Source organism: Nocardioides convexus (assembly GCF_011090295.1).
In genome coordinates this window covers 1,683,843-1,696,310 of record NZ_JAAMYA010000001.1, presented here as the reverse complement: position 1 = coordinate 1,696,310, position 12,468 = coordinate 1,683,843, and the positions used below count along the sequence as shown (strand labels likewise).

Genomic DNA, 12,468 nt, shown 5'->3' with positions numbered 1-12,468 from the left:
ATGAGCCCATGACTGAGTCCGCGATCCAGACCCAGGTCGACCCGAGCGCGCTCGACGGGTTCGAGCAGGCTGCAGGCGATGCGCGAGGGCCGGCTGCCGGCCGCGCCCATCGCCGAGACCCTCGGCTTCGTGGGCTTCGACGTCCCCGAGCGGGGGACGGCGATCTTCGAGCTCGACCCCGAGTCGCGCCACTACAACCCGATCGGCAGCATGCACGGCGGCGTCTTCGCGACCCTGCTCGACTCCGCGTGCGGCTGCGCGGTGCACTCCACGCTCGCCGTGGGGGAGGGCTACACCTCGCTCGACCTCACCGTGAAGTTCCTCAAGGCGGTCACCGTGGAGTCCGGCCGGTTGCGCGCGGTGGGCACGGTGATGCAGCGCGGCCGCCGTACCGCCCTCGCCGAGGCGAAGGCTGTACGACGGCCGCGACCGGCTGGTGGCCTACGCCTCCAGCAAGCTGCCTCATCTTCTAGCGGGTCCTCAGCCGGCGTCGCCGACCAGGCTCGGCCTCCGCCTCCGCGGGGGAGTGCGGGGCGGGTGCGCCGTGCAGGGCCGTGGTGATCGTGCGCGCACCGAGGATCATCACGACGACGCCCACCGCGACCGCGATGCCGCCGAACCAGAACGGCGCCGCAGCGCCCTGGTGCTCGGCGAGCTTCAGCGCGACGTAGGGTCCGACGGCCCCACCGGTGAAGCGCACGAAGGAGTACGCCGCCGACGCGACCGGCCGCTCGACCGGGGCCGCGCCCATCACCGCCTCGGTGACCAGGGTGTTGATGACGCCGAGGAAGGCACCGGCCACGATGATGCCGACCTTGACGACCGTGCTGGTGTCGGCGCCGAGGGCCATCAGGAGCAGGTCGACGGCGAAGAGCGCGAGCGCGCCGATCAATGCGGGCACGGTGCCGAGGTGGCGCTGCACCCAGGGCGCCGCGACGACCGAGGTGAAGGCGAGCAGCAGGCCCCAGCCGAAGAAGATCCAGCCGATCTGCATGATGCCGGCGTCCGGCAGTGCGAACGGGCCGGCGGCGAGCAGCGAGAAGAAGCCGAGGTTGTAGCAGACCGCGACGACGGCGATCACGGCCAGCGCGGGGTGGCGCAGGGCGCGGAACGGGTCCGCCAGCGTCGTACGACGGGCGGCGGGCGGTGTCGCGGGCAGGAAGACCGCGGTCGCGACGAGCGCGATCGTCATCAGCACCGAGACGCCGAAGAAGGGCCCGCGCCACGAGCGCTCGCCGAGCAGGCCGCCGACGAGCGGGCCGGAGGCGATGCCGAGGCCCAGTGCGGCCTCGAAGAGGATGATCGCCTGCGCGAGGGAGCCCTTGGAGGCGCTCACGATCGTCGACAGCGCGGTCGCGATGAACAGCGCGTTGCCCAGGCCCCAGCCGGCGCGGAAGCCGATCACGGCGCCCACCGAGCCGGACATCCCGGCCAGGCCGGCGAAGACGATGATGAGGAAGAGCCCCAGCAGCAGGGTCTTCTTGGCGCCGATCCGGGTCGAGACGACGCCGGTCACCAGCATGGCGACGCCCATGACGGCCATGTAGGCTGGTGAACAGCAGGGAGACCTGGCTGGGCGAGGCCTCGAGCCTTGGCTGCGATCTCCTTGAGGATCGGGTCGACGAGGCCGATGCCCATGAAGGCGATGACGCAGGCGAAGGCGACGGCCCACACGGCGCGGGGCTGACGCAGGAACGAGCCGGAGCCGGTGTCGGTCTCGGCGGGGAGGGTGGCGGTCACGCAATTCCTTCCGAAGGAGGTTCGACGACGGCACTGGAGCACGGCCACGGCGGTCGCGAGGTCGTCGGGGGTGAGATCGGTACGACGGGAGAGGCGCTCCGCGACGAGCACGGAGACTCAGCCGGCGGATCCGGCGCAGGCTCCTCTCGCCCGGCGTCGGTGAGGGCGACCAGGCTGCCGCGCGCGTCGGCGGGGTTGCGCTCCTTGGTGACCCAGCCCAGGTCCACGAGTCTGGTGGACCTGGCCGGTCATCGTCGGCTGCGAGCAGCGGTCGACCTGGGCCAGCGCCGAGACGCCGAGCGGGCCGAGACTCGTCGAGGATCGAGAGCACCCGGGTGCCGGCGGACGGCGCGTGCTCGCGTCGTACCAACCGGACGAGGCGGGCGGCCTGGACGGACAGACTCGCCGCTCAGGTGCTCGGTGTCAGGGGTGCTCACGTCGTCCCACATTACATCGGAAACCTATGTAATGTCACGTGTCCGTGGCTCACGCCACAATGGGCGCATGCCGACCTACGTCGCCTTCCTCCGCGCCATCAACCTCGGGCCGAACCGCAAGTTCGCCAAGGCCGACATCGTCGCCGCGACCGAGGCGGCGGGCGGCACCGACGTGCTCACCCACATCAACACCGGCAACGTCCGGCTGACCAGCACGATGCGCTCGCTCGCCAAGGTGAGCGCCGCGCTGGAGAAGGCCTACGAGGAGCGAGCCGGTTTCGCGATCCCGACCGTGGTCTACACCCCGGCCGAGTCTGGTCGCGATCGCCGAGGACGCCCGCGAGGCTGACCGAGGAGCGCCCGGACCTGGAGCGGCACTACGTCTACCTGCTGCGCGAGGAGCCGGACGCCGCGAAGGCCGCCGAGGTGGAGGCGCGCAGCGACGACGTCAACCAGGTCGTCGTACGACGCCGGGCGGCGCACGTGCTGCTCGGGCCCGGCTACGAGGCGGGCGGGGTGGACCCGTTCAAGGTGGAGAAGGCCCTCGGCGTGGCCGCCACCAACCGCAACTTCAACGTGGTGACCACGCTCGCGGACAAGTGGTGCTCGTGAGTCCGCGCGCCCGCTGTGCCACCATGGAGCCGTGACCACCGCGAGCCCGGAGACGACCGATCCGGGGGTCCAGCAGGACCTCGTGCCGGAAGGGATCACGATCGCCGACACCCCCTGGGTGACGGTGGTGTGGAACGACCCGGTGAACCTGATGTCGTACGTCTCGTTCGTCTTCCAGAAGCACTTCGGCTACGACAAGCGCAAGGCCGAGAAGGCTGATGATGGAGGTGCACGAGGACGGGAGGTCGGCCGTCGACTCCGGCAGTCGCGAGGAGATGGAGCGCGACGTGCAGGCGATGCACGAGTACGGCCTGTGGGCGACCCTGTCGAAGTCCGAGTGAGCCGATGACCTCCGCCACGTCCGGCTTCGTCCGGCACCGCCGCAGCAAGCGCGCCATCGCGACCTTCTCGGTCTTCGAGGCCGACCTGCTGCGCTCGCTGGCCGCCCAGGCTCGTCGAGTCTGCTCCACAACGAGTCCGCGGTGGTCGCCACCGACCGGGACCCGCTGGAGGCGCTGCTCGACTTCTCCGGCCCGACCACCGAGCCCGAGGACCCGGTGCTGCGCCGGCTCTTCCCCAACGCCTACCGCGACGACGACGAGTCGGCGGCGGAGTTCCGCCGGTTCACCGAGGGCGGGCTGCGCGACGGCAAGGCCCGTGCCGCGGGCACCGTCATCGACGTCCTGGAGGAGGCCGGGCTGCCGTCCGAGCCGACGGAGGAGGACCTCGTCATCGACGTCGAGCCTGGACCCGCCCACGGCGCTGGTCTGGCTGCGCGCCCTCACCGACCTGCGGCTCGCGCTCGGCACCCGGCTGGGCGTCGAGGAGGGCGACGAGGAGTACTGGTACGCCCTCCCCGACGAGGACCCGCGGGCTCAGGCGCACCACATCTTCGAGTGGCTCGCCTTCCTCCAGGAGACCCTGGTCAGGACGCAGGCTTGACCGCCAGCACCGGGCAGTGCGCCTCCAGGATGATCCGCTGAGCGACGCTGCCGAGCAGCAGACTTGCCGACCGGCGTCCGGTGCCGGATCCCGACGACGACGAGCGTGGCCCGCTCCTCGTCGGCGACCGCGACCACGGCGTCGGCGACGTCGTCCACCATCTCGTGGCGCACGACGACGTCGATCCCGTCGGCGACCAGCCGGTCGTGCAGGGCCACGATCTCCGCGTCCTGCGCGAACCGGCTGTCCACCAGGCTTGCCGCCGAGGGTGGCGTTGACGACGACCAGGCGGGTGCCGTCCTTGCGGGCCAGGTCGGCGGCGTGCTCCAGTGCGGCCGCGCCGTAGCGGTCGGCGCTGTAGGCGACGACGATGCTCATCGGTTCACCAGGCTCCTCGGTCTCGTCGGTCTGCTCGGTGCTCGGGGCGATCGGCGCCCGCCGGCGGCGTACGGCGCCGACCACCATGGCGATCAGCATCAGCGCGATCACCGCGTAGACGGCCTTCGCGGCCGGCTCGCTCCACAGGGTGCTCACGTCGCCCTGCGAGATCTGCAGAGCCTGGGTCGGCTGGAGCTCCATCGCCGGGCCGAGGATGACGCCGACGATGAGCGGCAGCACCGGCAGCCCGAAGCGCCGCATCGCCAGTCCCAGCAGGCCGAGCAGCACGAGCAGGCCGAGGTCGAAGGCGGAGAAGTTGGCGGTGTAGGCGCCGAGTGTCGCGAAGAAGAGGATGCCGGCGTAGAGTTGGGGCCGGGGGATCTGCAGCGAGCTTGGCCCACAGCGGCGCCATCGGCAGGTTGATGACCAGCAGCAGCGCGTTGGCGATGACCAGGCTGGCGAGCAGGCCCCAGACCAGGCCGGGCTCGTTGTCGAGCAGGCTGCGGGCCGGGCTGGATGCCGTAGGACTGCAGCGCCACCAGCATGATCGTCGCGGTCGCGGTCGTCGGCAGGCCCAGGGTGAGCAGCGGGAGCAGGGTGCCGGCGGCCGAGGCGTTGTTGGCGGCCTCCGGGCCGGCGTCGCCCTCGATGGCGCCCTTGCCGAACTCCTCGGGGTGCTTCGAGAGCTTCTGCTCCGCGGCGTAGGACAGGAAGGTCGGGACCTCCGCGCCTCCGGCGGGCACGGCGCCGAAGGGGAAACCCAGCGCCGTGCCGCGCAGCCACGGCTTCCACGAGCGCTTCCAGTCGTTGCGGCTCATCCAGGGCTGGCCCACGGGGATGATCTCGAGCGGCTTGCGGCGCAGGTGCGCGGCGACCCACAGGGCCTCGCCGATCGCGAAGATGCCGACCGCGACGACGACCACGTCGATGCCGTCGGCGAGCCTGGGCGTTGCCGAAGGTGATCCGCGCCTGTCCCGTGCTCGTGCCGACGAGGGCGATGGTCAGGCCGAGGAAGAGCGAGATGAAGCCGCGCAGCCTTCGAGGAGCCCAGCACCATGGTGACGGCGAAGAAGGCCAGCACCATCACCGCGAAGTACGACGGCGCGCCGAGTCCGGACCACGACGTCGGCGACCCGCGGGACGAGCACCCACAGCAGCACCGTGCCGATCGTGCCGGCCACGAACGAGCCGATCGCGGCGGTGGCGAGCGCCTGGGCGGCTCGCCCGGACTTGGCCATCTTGTTGCCCTCGATGGCGGTGATCACCGAGGAGGACTCACCCGGTGTGTTCAGCAGGATCGAGGTCGTCGAACCGCCGTACATGCCGCCGTAGTAGATGCCGGCGAACATGATGATCGCGCTGTCCACCCCGACGCTGTAGGTCACCGGCAACAGCAGGGCCAGCGCCATGGCGGGCCCGATGCCGGGGAGCACGCCGACGGCGGTGCCGAGCAGCACGCCGATCAGCGCGAAGAGCAGGTTCTCGGGGGTGACGGCGGTCTGGAAACCGTCGAGCAGCAGGTCCATCAGAGCACTCCGTCCAGGATGCCGGCGGGGATGGGCAGGCCCAGGCCGACGTAGAAGCCGTACCAGGTGCCGACCGAGAGAGCGGCGCCGATCGCGAGGTTGCGCACCCACGTCCGGCTGCCGAGGACGTACGTCGTGCCGGCGAACAGCAGCGCGCCGGTGATCGCCCAGCCGAGGAAGTCGATGAGCAGCATGTTGGCGAGCAGCACGGCCACCAGCAGGCCGATCGTGCGCAGGTCGGTGCCCTGGGTGAGGTCGACGTCCTCGCCCTCCTCGGCCTCGGGTCGGTCGCCGCGGGCGGTGGCGATCGCGAGCAGCACGCCGAGCAGCAGCAGGGCGCCGCCGACGACGAAGGGCAGTGCCCAGGGCTGCACGTGCTGGTCGTTGAAGCCGTTCTCGAGCGTGGAGCCGTCGTAGACGACGTACCCGCCGACGAGGACCAGGAAGGCGGCGAGGCCGTACTGCGCCTTGTCGACCGTCCGGGGTCCGGTGGTCATGGTGCTCATGCGAATCCCAGGCTCCTTGAGGGTGTCGGCGACGCGGCTGTCCTGCTCGACGAGGAAGTCCTCGAACTCCTTGCCGGTCGCGAAGTTGTCGGTCCAGCCGTTGTCGGCGAGCGCTTCCTTCCACTCCTTCGTGCCGTGCATCTCGGTGAGGACGCCGGTCAGGTAGTCGCGCTGCTCGTCGCTGATGTCCGGCGGGGCGAGCACGCCGCGCCAGTTGGTGAAGACCAGGTCGACGCCGGCCTCGGTGAGGGTCGGGGCGTCGATGTCCTCGAGGCGCTTCTCGCCGGACACGGCGAGGACGCGCAGCTTGCCCTCCGCGATCTGCGCCTCGAACTCGCCGAGGCCGGACATGCCGACGTCGATCTTCGAGCCGAGGAGGGCCGTGGTGAGCGGGCCGCCACCGTCGTAGGAGATGTAGTTGACCTTCTTGGGGTCGATGCCCAGCGTGTCCGCGAGCCTGCATCGGGAAGAGGTGGTCGGGACCGCCGGGGCTGGAGCCGCCGCCGACGACGACACCGCCGGGGTCCTTCCGCCACGCCGCGGCCAGGTCGTCGACGGTCTTGAACGGCGAGTCGGCGGGCACGAGGATGCCCTCCTGCTCCTCGACCAGACGGGCGATCGGGGTCATCTTCAGCGGCGTGGCCGCGGACTTGTTGGTGTAGACCGCGCCGACGACCCCGAGACCCATCACCATCATCAGGTCGTCGTTGCCCTTCTCGTTGAGCAGCCGCTGCATCGCCACGGTGCCGCTCGCGCCGAGGACGTTGCGGATCTCGAAGCGCCCGGTCAGGTGGTTCTCCTGCATCGCGCGGGCCGCGGCACGGCCGGTCAGGTCGTAGCCGCCGCCGGGGCTGTTGGGGATGAACATGCGCAGGCGCCGCTTGTCGGGGTCGTCGGAGCCGCGGGTGACCCCGCAGCCGGCCGCGAGCACGGTCAGCGCCAGCACGGTGATGAGCGCCAGTAGGCGTTTCATGGAGGAACCTCCGGATCAGGTCGTGACCGCCGTCACGTGCGAACCGTGCCAGCATTGCGGCAGGCTGTGGCGCCCGTCACGCTTGCGGACGCAAAGGAGGTTGTGGTCGTTGTGGTCGCCGTTCCGCCGAGGTGAGCCTGACGCTCGCGGCGAAGGTGCTGCTCCTGCAGACTCGCCGTCATCGCGACGCTGCTCGTCGCCGTCGGCGTGCTGAGCATCCGCCAGTCCACCGCGGACTTCGCCGACGAGAGCGGCGCCCAGATGCGCAACTCCGCCGAGTACGTGGCCGCGCTCCCGCAGGTGCGCGACCAAGCCCAGGCCGCACGGGACGGCGGCCTGTCGGCCAGCAGCCTGCCGCGGGCGCTGGAGATCTACGTCGTCTACGGCGTCGACTTCTACGAGGCATCGGACGTCTCGATCGTCTCCCCGGAGGGCACGGTGCTCGCGGCGACCCAGCCGGACCTGGTGGGGGAGCGGGCCCAGACTCGGGGCCAGCGACGCGCTGCAGGGCCGCGGCTGGTCGGGCGACATCGACCACGGCGACCACCGGGCCGTCGCCGCGCACGCGCCGATCATCTCGGCGAGGGACGGCACGCTGCTCGCGATCGTGACCGCCGAGGTGGAGTACCCCACGCTCGCCGACCAGGCTCGCCCAGGCCGCGCCGGACCTCGTGCTCTACCTGGGGCTCGGCGCCCTGCTCGGTCTCGCCGGGACCTGGGTGGTCGCTCGCGTCGTACGGCGCTCGACACGGGGACTCGGCACCACCGAGTCTCGCCAACCTCGCCGACCACCGCGAGGCGCTGCTGCACGCCATCCGCGAGGGCGTGGTCGGGGTCGGCACCGACCGCCGCGTCACCGCGATGAACGACGCCGCGCGCACCACCCTCGGTCTCGACGGCGGTCCGGACCCGGTCGGCCGGCCGGTCGACGCGCTGGGCCTGGACCCGCACGTGGTCGCCCTGCTCGCCGACGAGGCCACCGACGCCCGCGACGCCCTCGCGCTCGTCGGCTCCCGGGTCGTGGTCTTCAACCGCGGCCGGGCCTCCGCGGGTGGTCGCGGCATCGGCACGGTCACCACGCTGCGCGACCGCACCGAGCTGGCCTCGCTGCAGAGCCAGGCTCGACTCGAACCTCTCCATCACCGACACCCTCCGCGCGCAGACCCACGAGTTCGACAACCGGCTGCACACGATCTCGGGCCTGGTCCAGGCTGGGGGAGTACGACGAGGTCGCCACCCTCGTCGGCACGCTCACCCGCCGCCGCGCGGAGGTCGAGGAGTACGTCGCCCAGCGGATCGCCGATCCCGCCGTCGCCGCCCTCGTCATCGCCAAGCACGCCGTCGCCGAGGAGCGCGGGGTCGTCCTGGAGGTCGATCCCGGCTCCCGCCTGCCGGCGCTGCCGCCGGACCTGGGCGCCGACCTCACGGCCGTCCTCGGCAACCTCGTCGACAACGCCATCGACGCCGCCGCCGGCACTGCCGGTGCCGCCGGGCCCCTGGTCGAGTCTGTGGCTGCACGCCGACGCCGGCGCCGTGCACCTGCGGGTGCGCGACACCGGCCCGGGCATCGCGCCGGAGCAGCGCGAGGCGGTCTTCGTCCGCGGCTTCTCCACCAAGGAGGCCGTGCCCGGTGGCCGCGGCATCGGGCTGGCCCTGGTCCGGCTGATCTGCACCCAGCGCGGCGGCGAGGTGGTCGTGGACGACGCCGAGGAGGCCGGCGGCGGGGGAGCGGAGTTCCGGGTGGTGCTCCCGCTCAGCGCCGAACTGCGGAAGGATGCGGGATCGTGACGCTGCGGGTGCTCGTCGTCGACGACGACTTCATGGTCGCCCGGATCCATGCCCGCTTCGTCGAGCAGACCGACGGCTTCGAGGTGGTCGGTACGGCCCGCAGCGGCGCCGAGGCCCTCGACCTGGCCGCGACCACGGAGCCGGACCTGCTGCTCCTGGACGTGCACCTGCCGGACTTCTCCGGCCTCGAGGTCCTCGAACGGCTGCGCGGCACCGGGCGGGACGTCGCCGTGGTGATGGTGACCGCGGAGCGCGGGTCGGCCGCGGTGCGGGCGGCGCTGCACGGTGGCGCGCTGCAGTACCTGGTCAAGCCCTTCGAGTACGACGACCTGGCCGACCGCCTGCGCCGGGTCGCCGCCACCCTCGCCAGCCTCGACGACGAGGTGGACCAGGCGACGATCGACCAGGTCTTCGGCACCGGCCGGCCCCTCGACGTACCGACCGGGCTGCCGAAGGGCCTGAGCCCGGAGACCGCGGACCTGGTCCTGGAGGCCGCGCGGCGGGCCGGGGACATCTCCGCCTCGGAGGCCGCGGAGCAGGTCGGGCTGTCCCGGGTGACCGCCCGCCGCTACCTCGAGCACTTCGTCGACACCGGCGCTGCCGAGGTCCGGTTGCGGTACGGCGGGACGGGTCGTCCCGAACGGCGGTACCGGGTGGTGGCGTGAGCGCGGTCTCGGCTTAGGCTTGCCTCAGCCCGTCCGACGACCGCCGCCGCTGGGAGCACTGCATGACCGCGATCGACGACCGCCCCGAGCCCACGGAGCCCACCGAGCCCACGGAGCCCACCGAGCCCGTGGCCCTGCGCGCCACCATGGGCGGCGACGAGCAGTCCTGGATCGAGCGCCTCGCCCTCGGCCTCTTCATCGCCGTGCCCTTCGTCGCGTTCGTCGCGGCGATCCCGGTCGCCTGGGGCGGGTGGCTGGGCTGGAGCGACGTCGTCATCACCTTCGTGATGTACGCCCTCACCCTGCACGGCATCACCGTGGGCTACCACCGGCTCTTCACGCACAAGTCGTTCAAGCCCAACCGCGCCGTCAAGATCACCTTCGCGGTCCTCGGCTCGATGGCGGTGGAGGGTCCGGTGATCCGCTGGGTCGCCGACCACCGCAAGCACCACAAGTACTCCGACAAGGACGGCGACCCGCACTCGCCGTGGCGCTACGGCAACAGCCTGCGCGGGCTGACCAAGGGATTCGTGTGGGCCCACGTCGGTTGGCTGTTCGACCCCGAGCAGACCCCGATCGACAAGTACGCCCCGGACCTCGCCAAGGACCGCGACCTGATCCGCATCTCGCGGCTGTTCTGGCTGTGGGTGCTCACCTCGATCTTCCTGCCGCCGCTGCTCGGCGCGCTGCTGACCTGGAGCCTGGCAGGGTGCGCTGACCGCGTTCTTCTGGGGCACCGTGGTCCGGATCGGCCTGATCCACCACGTCACCTGGTCCATCAACTCCATCTGCCACACCCTCGGCGACCGCCCCTTCGCCTCCCGCGACTTCTCCGGCAACGTGTGGTGGCTGGCCATCCCCCTCGGGCGGGGAGTCCTGGCACAACCTCCACCACGCCGACCCCACCTCCGCGCGCCACGGCGTCAAGCGCTTCCAGGCTCGACACCTCGGCCCGGGTGATCTGGGTGCTGGAGAAGCTCGGCTGGGTGCGCGACGTGCGTTGGCCGAGCGCGGAGCGGATCCGCGCGAAGTCGGTCACCCCCGCCGCCTGACACCTCCTCCGCCCGGCAGCGGTCTCGTCCGCGCCGTGAACCCGATTCCGGGGCCGGGCGCCGCACGCCATACCCTGGACGGCGTGCTGACGATCGACCAGGCGACGTACGACGCCCTCGTGGCGCACGCCAAGCGGGACCACCCCGTGGAGGCGTGCGGGATGGTGGCCGGCCCGGCCGGCAGCGACCGCCCTGCGCGGCACATCGAGATGGTGAACGCCGCGGGCAGTCCCACGTTCTACGAGTACGACTCGACGGACCTCTTCCAGGCTTCTACAAGGAGCCTCGACGACAACGACGAGGAGCCGGTGGTGATCTACCACTCGCACTCGGCGACCGAGGCCTACCCCAGCGTCACCGACATCAACCTGGCGAGCGAGCCGGGCGCGCACTACGTGCTCGTCAGCACGCGCGAGCACGGGAATAACCCGGGTCCCGTGGAGTTCAGGTCGTACAGAATCATCGACGGCGTCGTGACCGAGGAAGAGGTCCGCGTCATCCCTTCAGAGGAGAGCAGACTGACATGGCCATCGAGGTCCGGATCCCGACCATCCTGCGCACCTACACCGGTGGCGAGAAGGCCGTCGACGCCGACGGCACGTCGCTGAGCGCGCTCATCGACTCCCTCGAGGCCAACCACCCCGGCATCAAGGAGCGGCTCGTCGAGGACAAGGGCAACGGTGCCGAGTCTGCGCCGCTTCGTCAACGTCTACATCAACGACGAGGACGTCCGCTTCATCGGCAGCCTGGAGGCCGCGCTCTCCGACGGCGACCAGGTCGTCATCCTCCCGGCCGTCGCCGGCGGCCAGTGACCCGCTTCGACTCACTCCTCACCTCCGTCGGCGGTACGCCGCTGGTGGGGCTGCCGCGGCTCTCGGCGCCGTTCAACGCCGACGGTGCCGCTGACGGCCGCGGGGTCCGGATCTGGGCGAAGCTCGAGGACCGCAACCCGACCGGCTCGATCAAGGACCGTCCGGCCCTGAAGATGATCGAGGAGGCGGAGAAGGACGGCACCCTCCGCCCGGGCTGCACGATCCTGGAGCCCACCTCGGGCAACACCGGCATCTCGATCGCCATGGCGGCCAAGGCTCAAGGGCTACCGCACGGTCTTCGTGATGCCGGAGAACACCTCCGAGGAGCGCCGCCAGCTGCTGCGGATGTGGGGTGCGGAGATCGTCTCCAGCCCGGCCGCGGGCGGGTCCAACGAGGCCGTGCGCGTCGCCAAGCAGATTGCCGCGGAGCACCCCGACTGGGTGATGCTCTACCAGTACGGCAACGCCGCCAACGCGCTCGCGCACGAGGAGGGCACCGGCCCGGAGATCCTGGCCGACCTGCCCTCGATCACCCACTTCGTCGCCGGGCTGGGCACCACCGGCACCCTGATGGGCGTCTCCCGCTTCTTCCGCCGCGCCAAGCCCGAGGTGCGCATCGTCGCCGCCGAGCCGCGCTACGGCGAGCCTCGTCTACGGCCTGCGCAACCTCGACGAGGGCTTCGTCCCCGAGCCTGTACGACGCCGAGGCTGATCGACAGCCGCTTCTCGGTCGGCCCCCGCGACGCCGTACGACGGGTGCGGGAGCCTGCTGGAGTCGGAGGGCATCTTCGCCGGCATCTCGACCGGCGCGATCCTGCACGCCGCGCTCGGCCAGGCCGCGAAGGCCGCGAAGGCAGGTGAGGCCGCGGACATCGCGTTCGTCGTGGCCGACGGCGGCTGGAAGTACCTCTCGACGGGTGCCTACGAGGGCACCATCGACCGAGCCGAGGACCGGCTCGAGGGCCAGGCTCTGGGCCTGACGCCCTTGGGGCCGGGCCGCCGGGCCCCGTAGCCTGGGCAGGCATGACCCGGTTCCT

16 protein-coding genes and 8 pseudogenes are annotated in these 12,468 nt (G+C 71.5%); 12 read left to right on the top strand and 12 right to left on the bottom strand.

The annotated features are described in order from the left end of the window. Positions 1 to 8 precede the first annotated feature (8 nt). On the top strand, positions 9 to 473 hold the full coding sequence (locus G5V59_RS12645; protein ID WP_278256649.1) for a hypothetical protein: 465 nt from the start codon (positions 9 to 11) through the stop codon (positions 471 to 473). On the opposite strand, the gene G5V59_RS12640 is transcribed toward G5V59_RS12645, so the two are convergent. The 4 genes from G5V59_RS12640 to G5V59_RS12625 all read right to left on the bottom strand — a co-directional run bounded on the left by G5V59_RS12640 (position 470) and on the right by G5V59_RS12625 (position 2,177). Beyond that, on the bottom strand, positions 470 to 1,534 hold the full coding sequence (locus tag G5V59_RS12640) for an MFS transporter (RefSeq protein ID WP_278256648.1): 1,065 nt from the start codon (positions 1,532 to 1,534) through the stop codon (positions 470 to 472). The genes G5V59_RS12645 and G5V59_RS12640 overlap by 4 nt on opposite strands. Continuing rightward, positions 1,513 to 1,740 carry a hypothetical protein gene (locus tag G5V59_RS12635; protein ID WP_278256647.1) on the bottom strand — a complete coding sequence of 76 codons (228 nt, stop codon included), beginning with the start codon at positions 1,738 to 1,740 and terminating at the stop codon, positions 1,513 to 1,515. Before G5V59_RS12635 ends, G5V59_RS12640 begins: the two co-directional genes overlap by 22 nt. 117 nt (positions 1,741 to 1,857) lie before the next feature. Continuing rightward, positions 1,858 to 1,992: a hypothetical protein gene (locus tag G5V59_RS12630; RefSeq protein WP_278256646.1), complete on the bottom strand. Its 135-nt coding sequence runs from the start codon at positions 1,990 to 1,992 to the stop codon at positions 1,858 to 1,860. Beyond that, positions 1,989 to 2,177 (bottom strand): hypothetical protein, encoded by a 189-nt coding sequence (locus tag G5V59_RS12625; RefSeq protein ID WP_278256645.1) that lies wholly within the window; start codon positions 2,175 to 2,177, stop codon positions 1,989 to 1,991. The genes G5V59_RS12630 and G5V59_RS12625 overlap by 4 nt, the downstream gene beginning before the upstream one ends. A gap of 67 nt (positions 2,178 to 2,244) precedes the next feature. Here G5V59_RS12625 and G5V59_RS12620 point away from each other — a divergent pair, with 67 nt between their 5' ends. From G5V59_RS12620 to G5V59_RS12600, 5 genes and pseudogenes are all read left to right on the top strand, one after another. Beyond that, on the top strand, positions 2,245 to 2,526 hold the full coding sequence (locus tag G5V59_RS12620) for a DUF1697 domain-containing protein (protein WP_278256644.1): 282 nt from the start codon (positions 2,245 to 2,247) through the stop codon (positions 2,524 to 2,526). A 77-nt stretch (positions 2,527 to 2,603) separates the two neighbouring features. Continuing rightward, positions 2,604 to 2,789: a hypothetical protein gene (locus G5V59_RS12615; RefSeq protein WP_278256643.1), complete on the top strand. Its 186-nt coding sequence runs from the start codon at positions 2,604 to 2,606 to the stop codon at positions 2,787 to 2,789. Between the two features lie 82 nt (positions 2,790 to 2,871). Continuing rightward, positions 2,872 to 3,130: pseudogene (gene clpS, locus G5V59_RS12610) on the top strand (ATP-dependent Clp protease adapter ClpS). A gap of 141 nt (positions 3,131 to 3,271) precedes the next feature. Further along, positions 3,272 to 3,427 (top strand): annotated as a pseudogene (locus tag G5V59_RS12605) (DUF2017 family protein); the annotation flags it as partial. A 19-nt stretch (positions 3,428 to 3,446) separates the two neighbouring features. After that, complete coding sequence (locus tag G5V59_RS12600; RefSeq protein ID WP_278259827.1) at positions 3,447 to 3,731, top strand: DUF2017 family protein; 285 nt, start codon at positions 3,447 to 3,449, stop codon at positions 3,729 to 3,731. On the opposite strand, the gene G5V59_RS36625 is transcribed toward G5V59_RS12600, so the two are convergent. The 8 genes and pseudogenes from G5V59_RS36625 to G5V59_RS36610 all read right to left on the bottom strand — a co-directional run bounded on the left by G5V59_RS36625 (position 3,715) and on the right by G5V59_RS36610 (position 7,169). After that, positions 3,715 to 3,789: a hypothetical protein gene (locus G5V59_RS36625; protein ID WP_341351204.1), complete on the bottom strand. Its 75-nt coding sequence runs from the start codon at positions 3,787 to 3,789 to the stop codon at positions 3,715 to 3,717. The two genes, G5V59_RS12600 and G5V59_RS36625, sit on opposite strands and share 17 nt — an antisense overlap. Before the next feature lie 85 nt (positions 3,790 to 3,874). Next, positions 3,875 to 3,949: pseudogene (locus G5V59_RS36620) on the bottom strand (hypothetical protein); the annotation flags it as partial. Between the two features lie 164 nt (positions 3,950 to 4,113). After that, positions 4,114 to 4,254, bottom strand: a complete 141-nt coding sequence (locus G5V59_RS36615) for a hypothetical protein (RefSeq protein WP_341350930.1) — start codon at positions 4,252 to 4,254, stop codon at positions 4,114 to 4,116. 140 nt (positions 4,255 to 4,394) lie between these two features. Then, positions 4,395 to 4,463: pseudogene (locus G5V59_RS12595) on the bottom strand (hypothetical protein); the annotation flags it as partial. Between the two features lie 206 nt (positions 4,464 to 4,669). Then, positions 4,670 to 5,032 (bottom strand): annotated as a pseudogene (locus G5V59_RS12590) (tripartite tricarboxylate transporter permease); the annotation flags it as partial. A gap of 78 nt (positions 5,033 to 5,110) precedes the next feature. Continuing rightward, on the bottom strand, positions 5,111 to 5,635 hold the full coding sequence (locus tag G5V59_RS12585) for a tripartite tricarboxylate transporter permease (protein ID WP_278259826.1): 525 nt from the start codon (positions 5,633 to 5,635) through the stop codon (positions 5,111 to 5,113). Then, the gene (locus tag G5V59_RS12580) at positions 5,635 to 6,132 is read right to left on the bottom strand and encodes a tripartite tricarboxylate transporter TctB family protein (protein WP_278259825.1); all 498 of its coding nucleotides are present in this window, start codon (positions 6,130 to 6,132) and stop codon (positions 5,635 to 5,637) included. The genes G5V59_RS12585 and G5V59_RS12580 overlap by 1 nt, the downstream gene beginning before the upstream one ends. 167 nt (positions 6,133 to 6,299) lie before the next feature. Further along, positions 6,300 to 7,169, bottom strand: coding sequence for a hypothetical protein (locus tag G5V59_RS36610; protein WP_341350929.1), 870 nt, complete (start codon positions 7,167 to 7,169; stop codon positions 6,300 to 6,302). Positions 7,170 to 7,321: 152 nt separating this feature from the next. On the opposite strand from G5V59_RS36610, the gene G5V59_RS12570 reads away from it, so the two are divergent. The 6 genes and pseudogenes from G5V59_RS12570 (at position 7,322) to G5V59_RS12545 (ending at position 12,443) form a co-directional block, all read left to right on the top strand. Beyond that, positions 7,322 to 8,902 (top strand): ATP-binding protein, encoded by a 1,581-nt coding sequence (locus G5V59_RS12570; RefSeq protein WP_278256642.1) that lies wholly within the window; start codon positions 7,322 to 7,324, stop codon positions 8,900 to 8,902. Then, positions 8,899 to 9,567 (top strand): response regulator, encoded by a 669-nt coding sequence (locus tag G5V59_RS12565; RefSeq protein WP_278256641.1) that lies wholly within the window; start codon positions 8,899 to 8,901, stop codon positions 9,565 to 9,567. Before G5V59_RS12570 ends, G5V59_RS12565 begins: the two co-directional genes overlap by 4 nt. Before the next feature lie 62 nt (positions 9,568 to 9,629). Continuing rightward, positions 9,630 to 10,619, top strand: a complete 990-nt coding sequence (locus G5V59_RS12560; protein WP_278256640.1) for an acyl-CoA desaturase — start codon at positions 9,630 to 9,632, stop codon at positions 10,617 to 10,619. Positions 10,620 to 10,702: 83 nt separating this feature from the next. Beyond that, positions 10,703 to 11,119: pseudogene (locus G5V59_RS12555) on the top strand (M67 family metallopeptidase); the annotation flags it as partial. Between the two features lie 23 nt (positions 11,120 to 11,142). After that, positions 11,143 to 11,431, top strand: a pseudogene (locus G5V59_RS12550) (MoaD/ThiS family protein). Then, positions 11,428 to 12,443, top strand: a pseudogene (locus tag G5V59_RS12545) (pyridoxal-phosphate dependent enzyme). Before G5V59_RS12550 ends, G5V59_RS12545 begins: the two co-directional pseudogenes overlap by 4 nt. Positions 12,444 to 12,468: the final 25 nt, after the last annotated feature.